The following is a 20,293-nucleotide window of genomic DNA, read 5'->3' on the forward strand; positions in this document are numbered from 1 at the left end:
TTACGCACCCAGTAATACCCTTAAAGCATGCAGAGCTAAAAGAAAAATTACAACTGCATCAAGGGTTCTATAATTTGCCCTAACACCCACAATCATGATGCCAAATGCCCCAAAGGGAATATTTAGGGCAGCTAAGAGCAGGGCTATTGAGATACCTGAAAATACCACAACAAGCTTTTCTGATAAAGCTTTGCCGATGACAATTGGGGTCGTTTTTAAATTTGCCGCTAAGTCACTTTCATAGTCTTCAAGATGATTTCTCAGCTCCATCGCAAACGAATAAAGTAGAAGAGCCAAACCGATCACGATTTCATATTTTGTTAGAACCCCGTCAAAAAATGCGCCATAGAAGAATGGCATCGCTCCGAAGAATATTCCGTGAGACACTACATCTAACACAGGCAGTGCTTTAAGTCTTGGTGGTGCTGAGTAGAGAGTAGCTAATAGCACCATTGAGACATAAATCAAAAGTTCTTCGCGCCCAAGGAAAGCCGCAAATAGTATCCCCAAAAACCCAATTACAGCTGAAGATATGATCCCATTTTTAAAGGTAAGCTCTCCATTAGCAATTGGGTTTTTATCTCTCTTCTGAGGATTCACTAAATCGGTGTCTACATCGAAGCAGTTATTGATGGCAAAGGCATATGCAACATACAGTATCAGGGATATTAAAACCAATACAGCATCTTTGAAATCAGGGTTATACTTGAAGCTTATCACCAATCCAAGCAACCCCATCCCTATGAAAGATTTACCGTCGATTATCCTGGTGTTTTTTATCATGGCTCGTAACATACACTCACCATCAGACATGCCTCAAAAATGCTTATAAGTATTTCCACCAAATTGTGAATAGGTATGAAGAAAAAGTTTCATAGTGATTGAGATGGAAGAAATGTTGAAAGCCTTCACAAACACACTTGAAAAATTCAAGCTCACCCGTTCGGAAATTAGAATATACTCCCTCCTCCTAAAAGAGCAGTTGACACCAAGGCAGATAGCGAAAAAGCTTGGTTTGTCCGAAAGAATCGTCAGGGAAAAGCTTCAGCATCTCCTTGAGCTTGGACTGGTGGAAAGAGAGCTTATAAGCAGGGGATGGATTGGATACCTATACAAAGCAAAGGCACCAAATGAGGCTCTTGATTCTCTCCTTTCTAAAATGGAAGAGCTGATAAAAAGTCTTAAAAAAGAAGCTAATAGGATGATCTAAAGCTTGAGCTTTCCTTCAAGAAGTTCTTTAACATATTTTGGCATTTGGAACAAGGTTTCATGCCTTTCTGGGTCATAGTAAACAAGCTCAAGCTCTTTCGCCCTATTCATATCTATTTTTTCAAAGTCAATGCTGCCTTTAATTCCAACTAAGAAGCTCCACGGGGAGGCATAACCTATAACTGGAAAGCTGAAATAATAAACCCTATCAAACACACTCTTCATGGCACTGTAGGCATCCAAAAGCTCATTTGTAAAGAGATAAACGCTACCTGATTGAGTTATTAGTATTCCTTCAGAATTCAGCACTTCGTACGCATGTCTGTAGAATTCTTCGCTGAAGAGCTGTTTTGCTGGCCCAACTGGATCAGTTGAATCAATTATTATCACATCAAACTTTTCTTCTGCTCTTTTGATGTACTCAACTCCATCACCAATGACAACCTCTGCCCTTGGGTCATCAAATGCTCCTCTATCAATGCCGAGATAAATCTTTGAAATCTCAACAACCATTTCGTCGATTTCAACCATAATGGCTTTTTCAACAGTTTTGTGCTTTAAGACCTCTCTCAAGGTTCCCCCATCGCCACCTCCAATGATAAGAACTTTCCTTGGGTTGGGATGAGCGAGCATTACGGGATGAACAAGCGGCTCATGATAGCTCTCCTCTCCCTGCTCCACAAGCTGGACTGTTCCTTCCAAAACCAAAAGCTTCCCAAATCCTTCAGTTTCATAAATCTCAATTCTCTGATATGAGCTCTGGGTCTCAAACAGTTTCTCCTTGATTTTGAATGCAACTCCGTAACCTCTTGGGTACCATTCTATGAAATGCATCTGGACTCACCTGATAACATATCCTTGGGGTTTAGTTTTAAAGTTAATGACAACAATCAAGGTTAAGATTATAAATCTCCCCTTCTTGTAAAGATATAAGTGAGCAACAATGACAGAGATGAGCTTTCGAAAGCAGTTATTCAAGGCAATAAAGGAACTTAAAAATGAGCTTGAAGAGCTTGGGAGATATGGAACACCATATTTAATAGGAGAGATAAAAAAGGATAACGGTAAATGGGAAGTTCATTTGGCAGTCTCTGTAATTGAAGAGGAAATAGAAGAATTCTCAATAGAAGAAAATGAAACTCTTATGTTTATTTGCCCGGTAAGGGATACTCGGCCATATAAGGTGTACATGGATGTTATATCCCTTATATCTAACAAGAGGCTACAACAAGAAATCAAGCCTGGAAGTGTAATAAAGGGAAACCCACGGAGAGCTTTAAAAAGAATGGGGTTCGAAATTCTGTGGATGCATTCTCAGAACACATCTGAAGGAGCCTATATCACAGTATGGGCCTCTAAAAGGGGAAACAAGTACACGATAACCATGAAGGTTGTAGGAGAGGAAGCCAAAATAATAGAGGTAAAAAAGATTTAATCCTCAAAAAGCAAACCTCTATCAAGTTTAACAATTGTTGGTCTTTTGCATTTAAGTGCCCTAATTATATATTCACTTGCCTTTAATGGCATCGTGTGATCTCCACAAGTATAAACATCAACTGCTGCGTAACCGTGCTCTGGCCATGTATGAATTGCAATGTGGCTTTCAGAAACCACAACGACACCAGAAACGCCCTGGGGAGAAAACTTATGAAAGCGCTTATCTATAATTGTGGCATTAGCTATCTCAGCCGCCTTAGTCAAGATTTCTTCTATCCTCTCTATATCGTCCAAGATTTGTGGATCGCATTCGTATAAATCCAAGACAACATGCATTCCAATTGGGTTGTCCACAGTGACTTGGGTCATCACACTCACCCCCCTCCATTCCCGCTTCACCTCCTCACACTTGGATCAGTAAGGGAACATAACCACAGCGGCAACAGCGGCGGCAGGCTTATTCTTCACCGTTATTTCTGCTGCTGCTACTTTGAATTCCTTGAGTTTCCACCCTCTGATTCTAAAGCCTTCTTCCACCATTCTCTTGACCATCTCTGTTGCTTCCTCTTTTGTGCAGTATCCGCTGTACTCATATATGAGCCCTCCTTGGTTCCCCTCACTTATTCCAACACCCAACGCTGCACTTATTGTTGTTCCTGGTTCGTCACTCTCGATGTGAGCATAGACTGTAGGAAGGAGCATTCCAATTGGGATCTCTGGGACTTTCTCAATCCACTCTATATGCGATGGAATAACACTGCTGAGCTTTACAAGATTAACATTTCCAATTCCCATCTTAAGCAGGGCATTATCAAAGGCATTCAGTTTGGTCCCACCTTCAGCACTCGCAGCAAGCATAATCGCTTTTTTTGGAGTTGTCCAGCTCATCTCTCTTTACCCCCAATTTTGACTATTATTAACAACTCAATTCCAATTTTAATAAAAATTACTGGAAAATTTTAAGTTCAATTAAACCATACTTGATGGTTTGCTTATAAGCATTTCGCTTTCAGGCAGAATTTGAAATAACCCATTAATAACCGATCACTCCAAAAATGGTCTAAAATAAGCAGTTAAAAACAAAAACAAACCTTCAAAAATCAGTTTTCATGCTCACATTTCATTATTGTTTATATGGGAGATAATCCTACCAATTGTCGCTGAGACAAAAATACCCATTATGCTGGCAAGGGATGCAAGTGCATACATGTGCTGGCTTAAAACTCCATAGGTATATCCAATTTCTCCAACTAAAAGTCCCAAAACACCAAAGCTGGCAATTCCTGCTCCTCTTGCTAAGGATGTCTTGAGGTCATGCTCCCAAACGAGAACTGTCGTAAGAAGAACCCTAACCAAGTAAATCACCACAAAGAAGTATACAACCTCAAGAGAGAACTCTGTTTCAAAGTTTATTCCCCTCCAAGCGAAGAAAATTGGTGCAAATATTCCGTATGTGACCCCGGATATTATGGTGTAAAGCCTTTCATACTGTTTTGTACCAACTAAGTCGCTGTGCAGGATAAGACCCACCAGAAATGCCCCAATACTGAAATGAAGACCTATCTGTTCGCTGATTAATGCAAGAGATGTTGCAAGAATCATGACTATTCCAAAAACAGCCTCATCGCTTTTCAATCTTCTCAACGCTCGTATTATCCAGACTTTATGCTGAATCCCGATAAAATAGTTTAGTCCAAGCACGGTTCCCAAGAACACTATGTCCTTAACAAACTCAAAAAACAGTTCCATATAGCTTAAATGGTGAAGCTCAAAATTTATCAAGAGGTAAAGAATAACAAGACTTCCAACTTCACTTATAACGGCATATGAAAGTGCAACATGGAGAAAATCGTGGCCAAAGAATCTCGTAAATCTTATTACAATTGGGGCAGATGCGACGGCAAGTATCGATGCCACTATGAGATTGTCCGTAGAAAATCGGTAGTTTGTGAATGGCAGGGTTAGAAATAGCATCACTACATACGTCGCAACATACATTGGCAGGCTCTTTCTCCCTCCAAGGTGAATCTCCTCAGGAGTTAGCTCAAGACCCGCATAGATCATAAGAAAAAATATGCCAAGCTCTGCAAGGAGCGCCATTTCTTCCCTTGGAAGATTCTTTAAAAGCACTCCAAGTAACAATCCTGCACTTATTTCACCAAGAAATCCTGGATATCCTAATCTCTCAAAAATCTCAGCCAGAATCCTTGCCACTGCGATGATTATAAAAACATATCCTATAACATCCACGCGAATCCCCATTTAGTTATAAAGGACATTATTTAAAAATTTTCGGAAAATTTCAAAGGGGTAGAATTAATTTTAGATTCAATGTTAAACTTTCGAACATTAATTCGCAAAGTTTATTATTGTTGTATCCTAACATGCTCTGATGAACCATGAGACACTATGAAATTGTTAGAATAAAAGAAAATGGGAAGGTCGAGATACCATTAGAATTCGCATATGAGATTGGGCTATTGAAGGATGCTTATTTCTTAGTTGAAATTGATACTGATTTAAAAGAACTGCATCTGGAGATGGTTGCCCTTCCTGGCAAGAAGCTTGTTGAAATTGAGCTTGTAGTTGAGGACAAGCCGGGAGTTCTTGCGAAGATAAGCGGAGTTCTCGGGCGAAATCGGGTGAACATTCTCTTCAGTGAAGCAGAGGAACTTGAGGGAATCGGGCTTGCTGCAATTGTAACCGTTGTAGATGTTAGTGAAGCAAAAATCAGCATTGAGGAACTCAAAGATGAACTGGAAAACATTGAGGAAGTGAAAGAGATAACACTAAAAATTCTGGAGTAGCAGGAATAGAGTAAATAACAAGAAAACAGCCATAAAGATGTTTATCTCCTCACCAACGGTTTTTGAAAATCTGTATCTGATGTCTTTTTCGATGATTCCGCTTCTCCTAAGGAGCGCAAAACCCATAACTGCGGAAACGATCAAAACAAAGTCCATATAGTCAATCCTCTGACCGTAATACACTCCAGAAGCTAATACCAACAAAGAGAGCAAAAATGGAGGCATCCTCTGGAGTAAACAGATGTTGGAGTGCTCACGAGACTTCAGGAGATAGTAGTTGAGTTTTGTGAACGCAGCAAGTGTCCCAATGCCTGCGATATAAAGAATGTACCCTAAGGGCTTTTTCATTCCCTCAAGTAAGAGGCTTTTTCCATAAGCCCCCACAAAAGGCGAAACACCACCTATCGCTAAGCTGAGCATAAGAATGCTAAGCATTAAGATTGCGTCTCCTCTATAAGACAGATTTCTTATTTCTTTTGATTTCTGTGCTCTTATCAGCGCCCCGGCACTGAGAAACAGTGCCCCTTTAATGAGAGCGTGAGCAAAGGCATAGTACACACTTCCAAGGATATTTGAAGTCGATACTCCTAATACTACATACCCCACCTGGGAAACCGTGGAGTATGCCAGAAACTTCTTGATATTACTCTCAACAATCATCAGCACAATACCGAAGAATATAGATGCAAATGCCACAACCATAAGAACAGTTAGAAACCTTTTAGTTAAAGGGAGGGAAAGATACAGCAGCAGCATGCCGTAAACCGGGACTTTAACCACAATTCCAGAAAGCAAAGCGGAAACAGGATCCGGAGCTTTTGAATGAGCATCCGGAAGCCAAGAATGTAGGGGAAAAACACCAGCCTTTAACAGCAGTGCGGAAAACGCTATACCTGCTGCAACATCTATCTCTCGAGAGGGCAGTATACTGCCACGGATAAGCTCAGTGTTCAAGTAACCTGTCTTTAGATACATCATTCCAACCGCAAAAACAAAAAGATAAGAGGCAGTGAGGGATAGAATCAGATACTTATATGCTGCTCTTTTGGCACCTTTCTCTTCTGAAATAGCAATTAAGGCAAACGCTGAAACAGATGCAATTTCCATGTAAATGTAATAATTGAAGAGATCCCTTGAGATAAAAGCCCCTAAAAGTCCCGCGTGCATCAGAAGTAAGAGGGAGTATATTTTGCCGTTTTTTCTGTGTTTCGAAAAGTATTCAATAGAGTAAATAGAGACTGCAAAAAACAATATCAGCTCAGCAAGTACAAAATAGACGTTAATGTAATCAAGGGAAACCTGAATCCCAGCTGTTTTTGCATATCTCCCCACAATTTCGTCCAGAGGTATTTTTGCCCTCACCCCAAAGAAAACAATCCACGGTGATACAGCACCTGTTAAGAATAAGAAGCGAGTAATCTTATCCCTAACACCAAGAACATCAAAAAGAGAAACCAAAAATGCAAAAAGCAGAGGGCATGCTACTAAGAGTGGAATCACATCTCATCCCCCCTCATCCTTAAGATAATAGCCAGCGCGAGGGATGTTATTGCAACGTCAACAACAAGAGTTGTGAGCATCAGAGTAGCAGGCAAGGGATCAACAACTGTCTGCTGAGGCATTATTGGAACTTCTCCTCCTTCAACGTATCCCGTTCCTACAAAAAACAACACCAGACCAGTTGATGCAACATTAACCGATAGAACTTGTTTGATTAAATCTTTCTTTGTCATCAGCCCGTAGAGTCCAATCAGCATGATCAGTATGCCTGCAATTTCAGCGTTAATCACTTTCGACCCACCTCAGTAGGATATAAAACACAAATGTAAACGCTGCACCAACCTTCAGACCTACAGCTATGTTGAACAGCGGTATTATGCCGCCGCTCATCACGGATCTAAATTCTCCTTTAATTAAGAAATTATAGAAAAAGCTCCCGAACATAAACCCAATCAACCCAAGAGACACCAGAAACACTGCTGAGATGTTCTCAATCATGCCAACTTCTTTAAATTTAAAGCGTTTTCTAACTTTTTTATATCCATGCGATGTTATAAGGAGAATTACGCTAACTGCAAGGACTACTCCAGCTTGGAATCCTCCCCCCGGGCTTAAATGTCCATATATCATCAGATACACGGCATATGTCACAAGAAAGGGACTGATGAGCTTTGTGGTTGTCCTCACAACAGTGCTCATTTTCACTTTTTCTTCCCCCCTAAGAGAAGATAGAAACCGATAACTGCCGTAAAAAGGAGGGTTGCCTCACCAAGAGTGTCGTATGCACGCCAGTCGGCTAAAATGGCAGTTACAAGATTTGGAATGTTCACCTCTTGCCAGTGTGAAATGTAGTATTCATAGCTTCCTCCTTCAACCTTAGAGTAATCCAGCTGCAACAAGGTAAATGCCAATGAAAGAACGATTAGAGCAGCAACGATTCTCCTCACCTTTTTGTTCCCCCTGACTTTTCTACCTCTTCTATCGTGAACAGAAAAATCCCAATAATCACAGCCCCCACAACTATAGCGGATAAGGCAACGTCCGGTGCTTTAAGCTGGAAGAGCACCAGCACAAATATGAGGCTTAGCAAAGCATATTTAACCACTGCAACCACCAAATCTCTTTCTTCAATAACCGCAAGTGCTGTGATAACCATAAGGACAAGTAAGAGCTCATGGATTATCCCAAGCATACATATCCACCACCACTTTTGGTTTTATTCCATATTTGTATGCTCCTTTTGCTATTGCGTGCGAGACCATGGGATTTATTAATGCTATCAGAAATGCCAAGAGAAGGAGCTTAAGTTTGATGAAAACAGACGCATCAGTATAGAGTGCCAAAGCTAAGAGAATTGTCATTGCACCTCCAGTATCACATTTTGTAGCTGCATGCAATCTTGTGTAAACATCAGGAAAGCGGAGTATTCCTAAAGCCCCAAACACCATCACAACCTCTCCAAATGCCAAAAGCATATACTCAATCACGTCTGCCCCTCCTTTCGAGGTACTTTGCCAAAATTAATCCACCAACTGCATTAACCATTAAAAGAACAACCGCCAAGTCTACCAGAAAGTACTGCTTGTTTATAACAGAGAGAATTGCTATTATAACAACGACTTTTGTAGTTATTGTGTTGAGCCCAACTACCCTGTCAGGCAACGTTGGTCCAAATAACACCCGGTACATGAGCATAACGCTTGTGGATATCAGCACTATAACCCCCCACCCAAAAGGATTCACCAGAATATTTTCTTCAACCATTCCTCTATGTCCCCCTTAATTTTTTCCCCTGCCTTTTCCCTGTTGAGGGTTTCAACATCAATCCAGTGCACATACAGATAAGTTTCTCCAAGCCTCTCTGAGACATCAAGTGTTAATGTACCTGGAGTTAAAGTTATTGAGTTTGCAAGTATTGTGATGCCTGTATCTGAATGCAGGTCTGTTTTTATCTTTATTATCCCCGGGTTTATGTCCATGAGGATGACATTCTTAGCAACTTTTATATTGCTTTCAATCAGACGAAACGCCATTATTATGAGGTATTGGGGAGCGTACAGCAGCAGAAAATACACAATTTTCTCAATTAGGTGTCCTCTATGCCTAACATCCTCCATAAGCATATCTCTCATAAATGATGCAATAATGAGCGTTGCAATCGCACCTATGATTAGATTGTCTAAAGAAGTATTTGCAGTGATTACAATCCAGAAAGAAAACAGAAGTATCCATGTTAAAACTATTCGCTCCCACACGGGGAGTTTCTGAGCCTCATAACTTTCATAGACTATCCTCCTCTGAACTTCTTCTAATCGTTCTTTGAGATAGAAGGGAATCCTGCTCATGGTTCAATATTCGTTTTTGAAAGTTATAACCCTTTTTGCAGATTTTAACAGAGACTTTCCGGATAGAGAAGTGTCCAAAAATATGTCTTTCCAAAATTTACTCTTTTAATTTTAATCTTTTGGTTAAAAACTCCTCTTTAGTTTTCAACTTTAGGTTTTGGAAAGATATAAATTATCCTCTTCCAAATTTGAGATAGGTGAGAAGATGAAAGCATATCACATTCACGTCGAAGGCATAGTTCAAGGGGTGGGGTTTCGGCCTTTCGTTTACAGAATAGCCCATGAGCACAACTTAAGAGGCTATGTCAAAAATCTTGGAGATGCAGGGGTTGAAATTGTAGTCGAAGGAGAAGAACATGATATTAAAGCTTTTCTTCATGACCTAAAATACAGGGCGCCTCCTCTTGCTAAAATCGAAAAGGTTAAGAAAAGGGAGATACCCCCTCAAGGATTTGACAACTTTTACATAGAGAAGAGCTCTCAAGGTGGTTCTGGTGGTGATTCAATAATTCCTCCCGACGTTTCAATCTGTGAGGACTGCATCAGGGAGCTTTTTGATCCAACCAACAAGAGATACATGTATCCTTTCATCGTATGTACAAACTGCGGGCCGAGATTTACTATAATTGAAGATTTACCCTACGACCGCATCAATACGACAATGAGAGAGTTTGAGATGTGTGAATTCTGTGAAAGCGAATATAAGGATCCGTTAAACAGAAGATATCATGCTGAACCCGTCTGCTGTCCTGTTTGTGGACCATCTTACAGGCTCTACACAAGAGATGGAGAAGAAATCATCGGAGACCCAATAAAAAAGACGGCAGAGCTAATTGATAAGGGGTACATCGTAGCTATCAAGGGGATTGGCGGAATACACATTGCTTGCGACGCAACAAACGAAGATGTTGTTGAAGAACTGAGAAAGAGAATCTTAAGACCTCAGCAGCCTTTTGCTTTAATGGCAAAAGACTTAGAAACTATTGAGAGCTTTGCTATAGTTAGTGACGCTGAAAAAGAGGAGCTTTTAAGCTACAGGAAACCAATAGTTGCGCTGAGAAAGAAAGAACCATTTCCACTTCCAGAAGCTTTAGCTCCTGGCTTACATACGATAGGTGTTATGCTCCCATATTCTGGCATTCATTATCTGCTCTTCCACTACTCAAAGAGCCCCGTTTATGTAATGACCTCCGCAAACTACCCCGGCCTGCCGATGGTCAAAGATAATGATAAAGCTTTCAAAGAGCTCAAAGATTTAGCCGACTACTTCCTTCTGCATAACAGAAAAATCCTGAACAGAGCAGATGACAGCGTTATAAGGTTTGTAGATGGAAAAAGAGCAGTCATTAGAAGGAGCAGAGGTTTCGTGCCTCTGCCAATAGATATTCCATTTGAGTTCATTGGTTTAGCCGTTGGTGCAGAGCTTTTAAATGCCTTTGGCTTTGCCAAAAACAGAAGGGTCTACCCAAGTCAGTATATAGGCAACACTTCAAAGGTTGAAGTCCTTGAGTTCATGCGTGAAGCCATAGCACATTTTCGCAAAATTTTGAGGATTAAGAACCTCGATTTGGTAATATCAGATCTACATCCCCTCTACAACACAACAAAACTCGCCATGGAAATAGCTGAAAATGAAGGAGTCGAGTTTCTGCAAGTGCAGCATCATTATGCTCACATAGCCTCAGTGATGGCAGAGAACAAATTGGATGAAATAATCGGAATAGCCGTTGATGGTGTCGGGTATGGGGTTGACGGCAACACTTGGGGAGGAGAAGTCATCTACATGAGTTATGAAGACGTGGAAAGGTTAGCACATATTGATTACTACCCGCTCCCTGGTGGGGACTTGGCAAGCTACTATCCCCTCAGAGCACTGGTAGGCATTCTAAGCAAAATATATGACATAGAAGAAGTCAAAGGAGTTATTCAAAGATGCTGTCCAAAGGCCATTGATAGCCTGAAATATGGCAAAGTCGAGTTCAATGTGATCCTAAATCAGCTTGCGAGAGAGATAAACGTCAGCTATGCATCTTCAACAGGAAGAGTCCTTGATGCTTTTGCTGTTATGCTGAATGTCGCATACAGGAGAACATACGAAGGAGAACCAGCAATGAAGCTTGAAAGCTTTGCATTCAGGGGTAAAAATGATTTAGGGTTCAGTATTCCGATTGATGGTGAGAAGATTAAAGTTGAAGAGATGTTCAGGCAGGCTCTTGAAGTGAAAGCAAATCCCGCAGACATTGCTTACTCCGTCCACTTAGCCCTTGGAAGGGCTTTTGGGGAGATAGCAGTTGAAAAAGCAAGGGAATTTGGAGTAAAGAATGTTGGAGTAAGCGGTGGTGTTGCATATAACGAGCTGATAGTAAAAACCATAAGAAAAATTGTCGAGCGCAACGGGTTGAAATTCTACGTTACTCAGGAAGTTCCCAGAGGAGACAACGGTATAAACGTTGGACAGGCATTTTTAGGTGGACTTTACCTGGAAGGTTATCTAAGCAAGGAGGATTTAATGCTTTAGCCCTTTCTCTCAGATTTTTATTACCCAAAAATGACCCAAAACAGCTTAAAATATCCGACTCCATTAAAGTTTCAGAGGTGGCCAAAATGAAAATTAAGCTTGAATATGGAGCTGGTGGAGAGCTGATGGAGGAGTTCATTAAAGAGTTCATCCTAAAGAACCTAAGTCTAAAATCAGCAGGAGGAGTTGGACTGGAAGCCTTAGATGATGGTGCAACAATTCCTTTTGGAGACAAGCATATAGTGTTCACAATTGACGGGCACACAGTTAAGCCCCTCTTTTTCCCGGGTGGGGATATTGGAAGATTGGCTGTCAGCGGGACAGTTAATGATCTGGCAGTTATGGGAGCAAAGCCCTTAGCTTTAGCAAATTCCATGATCATTCAAGAAGGATTTGACAGTGGAGATTTTGAAAGAATCCTACAGTCAATGGATGAAACCGCTAAAGAGGTTCCGGTTCCCATAGTCACAGGAGACACTAAAGTCGTTGAGGATAAGATTGGGATCTTTGTAATTACTGCTGGACTTGGGGTAGCTGAGAGGGTCATCACGGATTCTGGAGCAAATACTGGAGATGTTGTTTTAGTCAGCGGAACGGTTGGAGATCATGGGATAGCCATAATGAGCCACCGTGAGGGAATAGCATTCGAAACTGAGCTCAAGAGCGACGTTGCACCAATTTGGGAAGTTGTCAAAGCAGTTGCCGATGCAATCGGATGGGAAAATATCCACGCAATGAAGGATCCTACGAGAGGTGGATTAAGCAACGCCTTAAATGAGATAGCGAGAAAAAGCAACGTTGGGATTCTCGTGAGAGAAAGTGACATTCCGGTAAAGCCAGAGGTTAGAGCGGCAAGTGACATGCTTGGAATAAGCCCCTATGAAGTGGCAAATGAGGGCAAGGTTGTTATGGTTGTTGCAAGGGAGTATGCTGAAGAAGCACTTGAAGCCATGAGAAAGACAAAAAGAGGAAAAGACGCCGCAATAATTGGAGAAGTTATCGGCGAATATAAAGGCAAAGTTATCTTGGAGACGGGAATTGGCGGCAAAAGGTTCATGGAGCCTCCGATTGGGGATCCTGTGCCGAGAGTTTGCTGATGCACTCCCATAGCTCCTCTATTTGAGGGACTATCTCTATTTCTTTACCCTCCAAACTCTCGTAAATGAACTTCTGATTGAATGGAATGACCACATCGGGCTTAACATTAACTTTGTCCAAAACTTCCGGTAAAGCCTTATTTAGAACAAAAATATGCTTTAAGCCAGCTTTTTCAGCCAGTTTTTCAATCTTTCTTGAAAGCTCAATTGACTCCAAATTAAGCTCTGCAACGTTTACTATAACATCAACTTCCAAGTCTATTCCCCTTCCAAAGTGCTCTATTCCAGCTTCGGTATCAACCAAGACAATTTCTCCTTTCTTTGGTTGTAAATTTTTTAGAAATTTCTTTGCTAAGACCCCATATGGACAGGCGCATCCTTCGCCAGGGTCTTCAATCTTACCAATGCTTATCACACTTAAGTTTTCTCTTTTTGAGAGAATTTCCTCTGGAATTTCTTCAAAAGTCTTGGGCAGTTCTGGACTATCCAGAATCGCTTTTACCCGCTGTTTTCCACCCAAATATTCCGCCAAAGTTTTTGTTTTGGACAAGCCTAACATTCTGTATAGGCCAGGATTGGACTCATCCGCATCCACTATTAGGACTCTATGACCCTTATTCGCCAAGTATTTTCCAAGCATTGCTGTAATTGTGCTTTTCCCACAACCACCTTTTCCGCATATTAAAATCTTCATTCAGTATCACCAAAATCGAAACCGGCAACTGATTTATAACACTTTTTCTTATTAGTATTACAAAAGATTTATGTGCATATGCACAAGATTTATATGAAGAAGAATTCAACAATGTACTGGTGGTTAATAATGAGAATTACAATTCCAGCAAAAGATGACAAGGGGCTGAAAAGTGAGGTCTGTGAGCATTTTGGAAGGGCGAAGTATTTTGTTTTTGTAGATGTTCAAGACGACAAAATTGAAAACGTGGAGACTGTAGAGGTTCCATTTGAAGATCATAGCCCAGGAGATTTGCCAAACTTCATAAAAGAGCATGGAGGCGAACTTGTCCTGGCTTATGGTATAGGAAGGAGAGCAATGACATACTTCCAGAGCTTGGGAATACAGGTAGTTACAGGGGCACATGGGAAAATAGAAGATGTTGTTAAGGATTTTATGCAAAGAGGAGGATAGAAAAGCAAAGACTTGACTTATTTTTTAAAACACTCCACTTCCTCTTCTTCCATTTTGATAATTTTTGAAAGCACGCATTCAAGTGCATTAAGATCAGATAGAATTTCTTCGAATCTTACTTTCTGCTCAAAGGATTGCTCCTTTTTCATCAAAATAGAGACTATATTCTTAAGGGGTTTTACCTCTTTTTCAAGAATTTCCTTGGGTTGCTTTAGGAACTTCTCGAGAAATGCGGGGATAGGATAAAACAACTTCGTTTTACCATTCTTTCTAACGATTACAAGATAATCCCGGGCAAGTTTGTTTAAGGACGTAGAGACTGAAGAACGACTCAAACCTGTCAATTGCACAAGCTCGTTTATTGTAAGTGGTTTTTCATTCAATAGAAGGAGGGCATATACTTTACCGTCAGTGTGAGTATAGCCCCATCTTATCATCATCCTTTCAACGATTTCAATGAATTTTTTACTTTCTCTATCCTCTCCCTTCATCTTACAAACACCTAATAAAATAAAGTCGAAGGCATATTTAAGTTTTTTTCAGTTAGATTTGATATAACAGTTATACCAGTTATATCGAAAATTTTATACAGAAAGATATCCAATCACATAATCGGGGGAGGAAGATGAAAGGTGGTAGTAAGAGTAAAGGGAACCAACTCACGGCAGCTCTTATGGCATTTAAAATCATTTTAGGGAACCCCCTTGCGAGACTCCTCATCAGGCCTGCCTTGAAAAAATATGAGATAGAAGGTAGGAAACTCCCAGCACTCTACTGGGCTCTCAGCATTTATGCAGGTGAAAGCATAAACTGCCCACTCATGATACGCTTCCAGGCAGAGATCATAAAAACTCTCCTTAAACTCGGCATAAAAATTGCAAAGGGTGATGAAGAAGCTGTTAAGGAAGCCCTTCTCCGAGATCCGCATATAAGACGTGGTATTTGGGTCGTCCTTGAGGGTATTGCGAGATATGGAATTACAGTACCTCAACGTTTAGCAGGACCGTTTCTTATAGTGTGGAACTTCACCAATATGTGCAACCTCCGCTGTCAACACTGTTATCAAAGAGCTGACAAACCGCTTTCAAGCGAACTTTCACTAAAGGAAAAACTGAACCTTGTTGAACAGCTTGATAAAGCTGGAGTTGCAGCTGTCGCCCTTAGTGGGGGTGAGCCAACAATTCATCCACACTTCCTGAGAATTGTAAGGGAACTCTCAAATAGAGGGATACACACCTCAGTCGCTACCAATGGCTGGACTTTTGCTAATAAAGAGGAATTTAAGAGAGCCATTAATGCAGGCATAAAGTACGTAGAGGTTAGTGTAGATTCAGCAAACCCAGAGAGGCATGACAAATTCAGAGGAATTCCTGGCTCATGGGAACATGCTATAAAAGCTCTTGAGAATGCTGTAGAGCTCGGAGTAAGCCATGGAATGGCAACGATAATGAGTAAGGAAACATTCAATGAAATAGATGAAATTCTTGACTTAGCGGAGAGCATAGGTGTGAAACGGGTTATCTTTTTCAACTTCGTGCCAACTGGGAGGGCTGAAAGGATAGTGACAAAGGATCTTTCGCCTGAAGAACGCGAGGAATTCATGAAAGAAATTTACAAACAGATGAAAAGAAGGAAGATTGAGATATTGACAACTGCTCCTCAATATGCCCGTGTCACTTTTTTAATAAGTGAAGGCAAGAGTATAACACCAGCTCACTTCTATATTGGAGAAACAAACTCTGTGAAGACCTTAGCAGAATTCATAGGTGGCTGTGGTGCCGGAAGAATATATGCAGGTATAGAGCCCGATGGAACAATTGTTCCCTGTGTGTTTCTTCCATTACCTGTAGGCAACATTAGGACTAAGCCCTTCAAAGAGATATGGGATACAAGCAAAATATTTAACATTCTTCGAGATAGGAATAACTTCACAGGCACATGTAGGAGTTGTTCCTATAGGAACATCTGCGGTGGTTGTCGTGCCAGAGCCTACTACTATACCCTTAATCTCATGGGAGATGATCCAGGTTGCATAATAAACAGACGAATATGGGATGATATCCTTAAACACAAAAAGATAAGAGGAATTACTGGGATAAATTGGGTTGATGAGAATGTTGCTATCCGTACCCCTGTGCTCCATCTCCCAAGCTATTATGCAACTCTTGGGATTGTTGGAGAAAGATCTCTTAGAAGTAATTGGGAAAAGACAGTAAAAGAAATTCACGCCTAATTTTCTTTCATTTTAATTTTCAACCTAAGGTTCAAGAAAATTTTAAATTTTTTCAAATGTAATTTTTTTCAGGTGAATAAAAATGAAAATGAATGTGAAAGGGTTTGCGCCTTCTTGGTTTGCAAGTGTCATGGGGACTGGAGCACTCGCTCTGGTTAGTTTGGCATATTCAAGCAAAGTGTCAGTACTAAAAAGCGTTGCAGTTGGATTGACACATTTAAATACAGCGTTGTTCTTCATTCTTTTAATTCCCTGGATTTTGAGATGGCTCAAATACAGAGAGGATGCTCTAAGGGATTTATATCACCCTGTAATCTGCCATTTTTATGGAAACAATAGCAATAGCTTTGCTTGTTCTTTCAGCTGATTATCTACTTATATTAAAGAATCTCACACTTGCAAAGGCTTTCTGGCTGATAGGAATGTCCTTAACGATATTCTTCGCATTTTTGATCCCATACCTAATGTTCATACAGGAGAGGATAGATATCAAGAACGTTACTCCGGCTTGGTTCATTCCCCCCGTTGGTCTGATTGTAATTCCTCTAAGCGGAGGTGCGTTGATAAATACATTCTCCGGAATTTGGAGAGAAGTTACGATGTTCATAAACTATTTCGCATGGGGAGCTGGATTTTTCCTCTACTTAGCTCTCTCTGCAATAGTCATGCACCGCTTCATTGCCCACGAGCCTTTACCCTGCGGAATTGCTCCAGCAATTTGGATTAATCTTGGTCCCATTGGTGCTGGAACTTCAACACTCTATATGCTCGTGAAGAATTCAGAATTCATAACAATGAAAGAACCTTTTTTAGCTTTTGGGCTGATATTCTGGGGCTTCGATGTATGGTGGTTTGTAATGGCCATTATCTTGACACTCCATTACATTAGAAAGCTCGATTTACCATACAGCTTGGCTTGGTGGGCGTTCATATTCCCCCTTGGAGCTTATGTGAGCGCAACGCATAATGTTGCCTTAGCTTTTAAAATAAACATCATAGACAGCTTTGGATTTGCACTTTATTGGCTGCTCTTTGCTCTATGGTTAATAACAGGAATTAAAACTCTAAAAAATACTGCCTTTTAGGTGAGTTTCTTTTTCTCTTTTTAATTGCAGACTGCATAGTTTATAAACCTCAGTCACACTAATTCTCTGGGAGGTGTGAAGATGCACGAATGGGCTTTAGCGGATGGAATTATGAGAACTGCTATCGAATTCGCTAAACAGCATGGAAAAGACAAGATTCTTGGCATTAGGATTGTTCTTGGTGAATTACAGGACGTTAACGAGGAGATCCTCAAGTTTGCCATAGATGAGCTTAAGAAGGGAACAATAGCTGAGGATGCAGAGATTGAGTTCGTGATTGAGGAAGCAGAGTTTAAGTGCAGAGACTGTGGCAATGTATGGAAGCTCAGGGAAGTTAAAGATAAGTTCGATGAGCGCATAAAAGAGGACATTCACTTCATTCCCGAGGTTGTCCACGTCTTTCTCTCATGCCCAAAATGCGGAAGCAGAGACTTTGAAGTTGTGAAGGGCAGGGGAGTTTATGTTGCCGCAATAAAAGTTGAGGGTGAAGAACAATGATCGACCCAAGAATAAAAGCAATTGAAGCAAGACTTGAAAAGGTTAAGAGAATTATTCCAGTCGTGAGCGGAAAGGGAGGAGTTGGAAAGTCGCTGATTTCGACAACTTTGGCGTTAGTCTTGGCTGAAAAAGGACACAAAGTTGGCCTGTTGGACTTGGATTTCCATGGAGCAAGCGACCATGTGATTTTAGGATTTGAGCCAAAAGAGTTCCCAGAAGAAGATAGGGGGATAGTTCCTCCAGAGATTCAGGGGATAAAGTTCATGAGCATCGTTTTTTACTCAGAAGATAAACCAACACCCTTGAGAGGACATGAAATTAGCGATGCTTTAATAGAACTTTTAGCAATCACAAGATGGGAGGATTTAGATTTCCTGATTATAGACATGCCCCCCGGAATGGGAGATCAGTTCTTGGATGTTCTGAGATTTCTAAAGAGGGGAGAATTTCTGGTTGTTGCTACACCCTCAAAGCTTGCTGTAAATGTTGTTAAAAAACTGCTTGAACTCCTTAAGGAGCAGAATCTCAAAATAATCGGCATCATTGAAAACATGAAATTAAACGATGAAAAAGACATTCAAAAGCTCGCTGAAGAGTTTGAAGTTCCATACTTAGTTAGCATTCCGCTTTACAGAGACTTAGACACAAAAATTGGCAACGTTGAAGAGCTTTTAAAGAGTGAATTCGCAGAGAAGATAAGGGAAGCTGCTGAGAAGCTCTAATTTCATTTTATTTTTTGGTGATAGAAATGCTTGAGGATTTTCTCCAAGGAGCTAAAAAGGTTGTAATCTGCGGCATTGGAAATGAGGTTAGGGGAGATGACGCTTTTGGAATCATAGTGGCAGAAGAGCTTAAAAATAGGTTGAAAAGTGAAAAAATCGTTATTCTCAACTGTGGAGAAGTCCCAGAGAGCTATGTTGGTAAAATAATCAATGAAAAACCTACACACGTTATATTCATAGATGCAGTTGACTTCGGGGGCAAACCTGGAGAAGTTGTAATTGCAGACCCTGAGGGAACGCTGGGAGAAAGTTTTTCGACTCACAAGCTTCCGCTTAAGCTCTTAGTTGGTTATTTAAAGCAGAATATAAACGCAAAGTTCATCTTAATTGGATGTCAGCCAAAACAGCTGGGTCTTTTTGTAGAGATGAGTGAAGAGGTAAAGCAAAGTGCAGAAAAATTAATTGAAATCTTAGCTCAAGAGCTGGAGTTCTGACTTCTTTTCTCCAAAATTTTATCCAAAAAACTTTAAAATACGCATGCTCAACACACTTTACGGGCTTTTTAAGAGCTTAAAAACTTGGGAGGTGCTTAAAGTGAGAGAAATTATAGCCAAAGTAAAGGAGAAAACAAATATCCCCGTTTATGAGAGAACGATAGAGAACGTTATGAGCGCTGTTTTGGCGAGCAGTGACATATGGAGGATTGTAGATTTAAGCGAGGAACCTCTACCCTTAGTTGTGGCAGTTCTTGAAACGCTGAACGAGCTTGGCTATGTAGAGTTCAGAGATGGTGTATTTTTGACAGAAAAGGGCAGAAAATTTGCTGAGGAGTATGGAATTGGTAAAAGAGAAGACTACACATGTCCTCACTGCGAAGGAAAAACTGTTGATATTAATGCCTTTAGTGACCTTCTTGAGCAGTTCAAAGAGATAGTCAAAGACAGACCACAGCCAAAGCATGAATTTGATCAAGCCTACGTAACCCCAGAAACTACGGTGGCAAGAATAATCCTCATGCACACAAGAGGCGATTTAGAGAACAAAGAAGTCTTCGTTCTTGGCGATGATGACTTGACAAGCATTGCCTTAATGCTTTCGGGCTTGCCAAAGAGAATAGCTGTTTTGGACATTGATGAGAGGCTTATCAAGTTCATTGAAAAAACTGCGGATGAACTCGGCTACACCAACATTGAGATTTTCACATTCGACTTAAGAAAGCCTCTACCAGATTATGCACTTAGAAAGTTTGATACCTTCATAACAGATCCACCAGAGACCGTTGATGCCATAAGAGCCTTTGTCGGAAGAGGAATTGCAACGCTTAAAGGCCCAGGCTGTGCTGGCTACTTTGGAATAACGAGAAGGGAAAGCTCACTGAACAAGTGGAGAGATATTCAAAAGCTCCTCTTAAATGAGTTCAATGTCGTTATAACGGACATAATCAGAAACTTCAATGAATATGTAAACTGGGGTTACGAAGAGGAGACAAGGGCTTGGAAGCTGTTGCCAATGAAGGTCAAGCCAAGGTACAACTGGTACAAGAGCTACATGTTCAGAATTCAGACTCTTGAAGGCTCAAAGGGTTATGAAGAGGAAATAAAGGATGAAGACATTTACAATGACGAGGAAGCTTCAACTACATGATCATTAGCTCCTATTTGTTTCTTTCTTGTTTATTTCTTATCAACACCAGTT

At 40.7% G+C, this 20,293-nt stretch carries 26 protein-coding genes and 1 pseudogene; 12 read left to right on the forward strand and 15 right to left on the reverse strand.

All coding sequences use genetic code 11. The features are described from left to right. Positions 1–795 carry a UbiA prenyltransferase family protein gene (locus TERMP_RS06655; RefSeq protein ID WP_013467613.1) on the reverse strand — a complete coding sequence of 265 codons (795 nt, stop codon included), beginning with the start codon at positions 793–795 and terminating at the stop codon, positions 1–3. A 91-nt stretch (positions 796–886) separates the two neighbouring features. Between TERMP_RS06655 and TERMP_RS06660 the strand changes: the two genes are divergently transcribed. Next, on the forward strand, positions 887–1,210 hold the full coding sequence (locus TERMP_RS06660; RefSeq protein ID WP_013467614.1) for a helix-turn-helix domain-containing protein: 324 nt from the start codon (positions 887–889) through the stop codon (positions 1,208–1,210). On the opposite strand, the gene speE is transcribed toward TERMP_RS06660, so the two are convergent. Further along, the gene (speE, locus tag TERMP_RS06665; protein ID WP_013467615.1) at positions 1,207–2,043 is read right to left on the reverse strand and encodes a polyamine aminopropyltransferase; all 837 of its coding nucleotides are present in this window, start codon (positions 2,041–2,043) and stop codon (positions 1,207–1,209) included. The two genes, TERMP_RS06660 and speE, sit on opposite strands and share 4 nt — an antisense overlap. Positions 2,044–2,152: 109 nt before the next feature. Here speE and TERMP_RS06670 point away from each other — a divergent pair, with 109 nt between their 5' ends. Further along, positions 2,153–2,644 (forward strand): hypothetical protein, encoded by a 492-nt coding sequence (locus TERMP_RS06670; RefSeq protein ID WP_013467616.1) that lies wholly within the window; start codon positions 2,153–2,155, stop codon positions 2,642–2,644. Here TERMP_RS06670 and speD read toward each other — a convergent pair. The 3 genes from speD to TERMP_RS06685 form a co-directional block, all read right to left on the reverse strand. Then, complete coding sequence (gene speD / locus TERMP_RS06675; protein ID WP_013467617.1) at positions 2,641–3,015, reverse strand: adenosylmethionine decarboxylase; 375 nt, start codon at positions 3,013–3,015, stop codon at positions 2,641–2,643. The genes TERMP_RS06670 and speD overlap by 4 nt on opposite strands. Before the next feature lie 45 nt (positions 3,016–3,060). After that, positions 3,061–3,534 (reverse strand): pyruvoyl-dependent arginine decarboxylase, encoded by a 474-nt coding sequence (locus tag TERMP_RS06680; RefSeq protein WP_013467618.1) that lies wholly within the window; start codon positions 3,532–3,534, stop codon positions 3,061–3,063. 225 nt (positions 3,535–3,759) lie between these two features. Continuing rightward, a complete protein-coding gene (locus TERMP_RS06685; RefSeq protein ID WP_164491880.1) occupies positions 3,760–4,908 on the reverse strand; it encodes a cation:proton antiporter in 1,149 nt (382 codons plus the stop codon). 137 nt (positions 4,909–5,045) lie between these two features. Here TERMP_RS06685 and TERMP_RS06690 point away from each other — a divergent pair, with 137 nt between their 5' ends. Next, positions 5,046–5,453, forward strand: coding sequence for an ACT domain-containing protein (locus TERMP_RS06690; RefSeq protein ID WP_013467620.1), 408 nt, complete (start codon positions 5,046–5,048; stop codon positions 5,451–5,453). On the opposite strand, the gene TERMP_RS06695 is transcribed toward TERMP_RS06690, so the two are convergent. The 8 genes from TERMP_RS06695 to TERMP_RS06730 are packed head-to-tail and all read right to left on the reverse strand — an operon-like array spanning position 5,436 to position 9,298. Continuing rightward, complete coding sequence (locus TERMP_RS06695; RefSeq protein WP_013467621.1) at positions 5,436–6,953, reverse strand: proton-conducting transporter transmembrane domain-containing protein; 1,518 nt, start codon at positions 6,951–6,953, stop codon at positions 5,436–5,438. The genes TERMP_RS06690 and TERMP_RS06695 overlap by 18 nt on opposite strands. Then, positions 6,950–7,243 carry a cation:proton antiporter subunit C gene (locus TERMP_RS06700; protein WP_013467622.1) on the reverse strand — a complete coding sequence of 98 codons (294 nt, stop codon included), beginning with the start codon at positions 7,241–7,243 and terminating at the stop codon, positions 6,950–6,952. The genes TERMP_RS06695 and TERMP_RS06700 overlap by 4 nt, the downstream gene beginning before the upstream one ends. Beyond that, on the reverse strand, positions 7,236–7,658 hold the full coding sequence (locus TERMP_RS06705) for a Na(+)/H(+) antiporter subunit B (protein WP_013467623.1): 423 nt from the start codon (positions 7,656–7,658) through the stop codon (positions 7,236–7,238). The genes TERMP_RS06700 and TERMP_RS06705 overlap by 8 nt, the downstream gene beginning before the upstream one ends. Further along, the gene (gene mbhE, locus TERMP_RS11595) at positions 7,655–7,900 is read right to left on the reverse strand and encodes a hydrogen gas-evolving membrane-bound hydrogenase subunit E (RefSeq protein ID WP_013467624.1); all 246 of its coding nucleotides are present in this window, start codon (positions 7,898–7,900) and stop codon (positions 7,655–7,657) included. Before mbhE ends, TERMP_RS06705 begins: the two co-directional genes overlap by 4 nt. Next, positions 7,897–8,145, reverse strand: coding sequence for a hydrogenase subunit MbhD domain-containing protein (locus tag TERMP_RS11600; RefSeq protein WP_013467625.1), 249 nt, complete (start codon positions 8,143–8,145; stop codon positions 7,897–7,899). Before TERMP_RS11600 ends, mbhE begins: the two co-directional genes overlap by 4 nt. Continuing rightward, on the reverse strand, positions 8,126–8,440 hold the full coding sequence (gene mnhG, locus TERMP_RS06720) for a monovalent cation/H(+) antiporter subunit G (RefSeq protein WP_013467626.1): 315 nt from the start codon (positions 8,438–8,440) through the stop codon (positions 8,126–8,128). The genes TERMP_RS11600 and mnhG overlap by 20 nt, the downstream gene beginning before the upstream one ends. Continuing rightward, a complete protein-coding gene (locus tag TERMP_RS06725) occupies positions 8,433–8,717 on the reverse strand; it encodes a monovalent cation/H+ antiporter complex subunit F (protein ID WP_013467627.1) in 285 nt (94 codons plus the stop codon). Before TERMP_RS06725 ends, mnhG begins: the two co-directional genes overlap by 8 nt. Beyond that, positions 8,693–9,298, reverse strand: a complete 606-nt coding sequence (locus TERMP_RS06730) for a Na+/H+ antiporter subunit E (RefSeq protein ID WP_013467628.1) — start codon at positions 9,296–9,298, stop codon at positions 8,693–8,695. The genes TERMP_RS06725 and TERMP_RS06730 overlap by 25 nt, the downstream gene beginning before the upstream one ends. Positions 9,299–9,503: 205 nt before the next feature. Here TERMP_RS06730 and hypF point away from each other — a divergent pair, with 205 nt between their 5' ends. Together hypF and hypE are read left to right on the forward strand one after the other, a co-directional pair. After that, complete coding sequence (hypF, locus tag TERMP_RS06735) at positions 9,504–11,816, forward strand: carbamoyltransferase HypF (protein ID WP_013467629.1); 2,313 nt, start codon at positions 9,504–9,506, stop codon at positions 11,814–11,816. 86 nt (positions 11,817–11,902) lie between these two features. Next, entirely contained in the window at positions 11,903–12,913 is a 1,011-nt protein-coding gene (gene hypE, locus TERMP_RS06740; protein ID WP_013467630.1) for a hydrogenase expression/formation protein HypE, read from the forward strand. Here the strand turns inward: hypE and TERMP_RS06745 are convergent. Further along, positions 12,870–13,607: an ATP-binding protein gene (locus TERMP_RS06745; protein WP_013467631.1), complete on the reverse strand. Its 738-nt coding sequence runs from the start codon at positions 13,605–13,607 to the stop codon at positions 12,870–12,872. The genes hypE and TERMP_RS06745 overlap by 44 nt on opposite strands. A 93-nt stretch (positions 13,608–13,700) precedes the next feature. Here TERMP_RS06745 and TERMP_RS06750 point away from each other — a divergent pair, with 93 nt between their 5' ends. Beyond that, the gene (locus tag TERMP_RS06750) at positions 13,701–14,060 is read left to right on the forward strand and encodes a NifB/NifX family molybdenum-iron cluster-binding protein (RefSeq protein WP_308734628.1); all 360 of its coding nucleotides are present in this window, start codon (positions 13,701–13,703) and stop codon (positions 14,058–14,060) included. Between the two features lie 17 nt (positions 14,061–14,077). On the opposite strand, the gene TERMP_RS06755 is transcribed toward TERMP_RS06750, so the two are convergent. Beyond that, a complete protein-coding gene (locus tag TERMP_RS06755) occupies positions 14,078–14,551 on the reverse strand; it encodes a GbsR/MarR family transcriptional regulator (protein WP_013467633.1) in 474 nt (157 codons plus the stop codon). Between the two features lie 134 nt (positions 14,552–14,685). Here TERMP_RS06755 and TERMP_RS06760 point away from each other — a divergent pair, with 134 nt between their 5' ends. The 6 genes and pseudogenes from TERMP_RS06760 (at position 14,686) to bpsA (ending at position 20,242) form a co-directional block, all read left to right on the forward strand. Continuing rightward, on the forward strand, positions 14,686–16,293 hold the full coding sequence (locus TERMP_RS06760) for a radical SAM/SPASM domain-containing protein (RefSeq protein ID WP_013467634.1): 1,608 nt from the start codon (positions 14,686–14,688) through the stop codon (positions 16,291–16,293). A gap of 82 nt (positions 16,294–16,375) precedes the next feature. Next, positions 16,376–17,378 (forward strand): annotated as a pseudogene (tdt, locus tag TERMP_RS06765) (tellurite-resistance/dicarboxylate transporter). An 81-nt stretch (positions 17,379–17,459) separates the two neighbouring features. Next, positions 17,460–17,876, forward strand: coding sequence for a hydrogenase nickel incorporation protein HypA (hypA, locus tag TERMP_RS06770; RefSeq protein WP_013467637.1), 417 nt, complete (start codon positions 17,460–17,462; stop codon positions 17,874–17,876). Next, positions 17,873–18,598 carry an Mrp/NBP35 family ATP-binding protein gene (locus TERMP_RS06775; RefSeq protein WP_013467638.1) on the forward strand — a complete coding sequence of 242 codons (726 nt, stop codon included), beginning with the start codon at positions 17,873–17,875 and terminating at the stop codon, positions 18,596–18,598. Before hypA ends, TERMP_RS06775 begins: the two co-directional genes overlap by 4 nt. 26 nt (positions 18,599–18,624) lie before the next feature. Further along, entirely contained in the window at positions 18,625–19,092 is a 468-nt protein-coding gene (hycI, locus tag TERMP_RS06780) for a hydrogenase maturation peptidase HycI (RefSeq protein WP_013467639.1), read from the forward strand. 100 nt (positions 19,093–19,192) lie between these two features. Continuing rightward, on the forward strand, positions 19,193–20,242 hold the full coding sequence (gene bpsA / locus TERMP_RS06785) for a N(4)-bis(aminopropyl)spermidine synthase (RefSeq protein ID WP_048159786.1): 1,050 nt from the start codon (positions 19,193–19,195) through the stop codon (positions 20,240–20,242). Positions 20,243–20,293 lie beyond the last annotated feature (51 nt).

The organism is Thermococcus barophilus MP (assembly GCF_000151105.2).
GTDB lineage: Archaea > Methanobacteriota_B > Thermococci > Thermococcales > Thermococcaceae > Thermococcus_B > Thermococcus_B barophilus.

What these genes read in the sequence shown, in the direction of transcription:
- TERMP_RS06690 (WP_013467620.1), top strand. Translation starts at nt 5,046, where the DNA reads ATGAGACACTATGAAATTGTTAGAATAAAAGAAAATGGGAAGGTCGAG.
- hypA (WP_013467637.1), top strand. Translation starts at nt 17,460, where the DNA reads ATGCACGAATGGGCTTTAGCGGATGGAATTATGAGAACTGCTATCGAA.
- TERMP_RS06685 (WP_164491880.1), bottom strand. Translation starts at nt 4,908, where the DNA reads ATGGGGATTCGCGTGGATGTTATAGGATATGTTTTTATAATCATCGCA.
- speE (WP_013467615.1), bottom strand. Translation starts at nt 2,043, where the DNA reads ATGCATTTCATAGAATGGTACCCAAGAGGTTACGGAGTTGCATTCAAA.
- TERMP_RS06760 (WP_013467634.1), top strand. Translation starts at nt 14,686, where the DNA reads ATGAAAGGTGGTAGTAAGAGTAAAGGGAACCAACTCACGGCAGCTCTT.
- hypF (WP_013467629.1), top strand. Translation starts at nt 9,504, where the DNA reads ATGAAAGCATATCACATTCACGTCGAAGGCATAGTTCAAGGGGTGGGG.
- TERMP_RS06775 (WP_013467638.1), top strand. Translation starts at nt 17,873, where the DNA reads ATGATCGACCCAAGAATAAAAGCAATTGAAGCAAGACTTGAAAAGGTT.
- TERMP_RS06745 (WP_013467631.1), bottom strand. Translation starts at nt 13,607, where the DNA reads ATGAAGATTTTAATATGCGGAAAAGGTGGTTGTGGGAAAAGCACAATT.
- TERMP_RS06680 (WP_013467618.1), bottom strand. Translation starts at nt 3,534, where the DNA reads ATGAGCTGGACAACTCCAAAAAAAGCGATTATGCTTGCTGCGAGTGCT.
- TERMP_RS06755 (WP_013467633.1), bottom strand. Translation starts at nt 14,551, where the DNA reads ATGAAGGGAGAGGATAGAGAAAGTAAAAAATTCATTGAAATCGTTGAA.
- hypE (WP_013467630.1), top strand. Translation starts at nt 11,903, where the DNA reads ATGAAAATTAAGCTTGAATATGGAGCTGGTGGAGAGCTGATGGAGGAG.
- TERMP_RS06730 (WP_013467628.1), bottom strand. Translation starts at nt 9,298, where the DNA reads ATGAGCAGGATTCCCTTCTATCTCAAAGAACGATTAGAAGAAGTTCAG.
- TERMP_RS06655 (WP_013467613.1), bottom strand. Translation starts at nt 795, where the DNA reads ATGTTACGAGCCATGATAAAAAACACCAGGATAATCGACGGTAAATCT.
- TERMP_RS06660 (WP_013467614.1), top strand. Translation starts at nt 887, where the DNA reads ATGGAAGAAATGTTGAAAGCCTTCACAAACACACTTGAAAAATTCAAG.
- hycI (WP_013467639.1), top strand. Translation starts at nt 18,625, where the DNA reads ATGCTTGAGGATTTTCTCCAAGGAGCTAAAAAGGTTGTAATCTGCGGC.
- speD (WP_013467617.1), bottom strand. Translation starts at nt 3,015, where the DNA reads ATGACCCAAGTCACTGTGGACAACCCAATTGGAATGCATGTTGTCTTG.
- TERMP_RS06750 (WP_308734628.1), top strand. Translation starts at nt 13,701, where the DNA reads ATGAAGAAGAATTCAACAATGTACTGGTGGTTAATAATGAGAATTACA.
- TERMP_RS06670 (WP_013467616.1), top strand. Translation starts at nt 2,153, where the DNA reads ATGACAGAGATGAGCTTTCGAAAGCAGTTATTCAAGGCAATAAAGGAA.
- TERMP_RS11600 (WP_013467625.1), bottom strand. Translation starts at nt 8,145, where the DNA reads ATGCTTGGGATAATCCATGAGCTCTTACTTGTCCTTATGGTTATCACA.
- TERMP_RS06725 (WP_013467627.1), bottom strand. Translation starts at nt 8,717, where the DNA reads ATGGTTGAAGAAAATATTCTGGTGAATCCTTTTGGGTGGGGGGTTATA.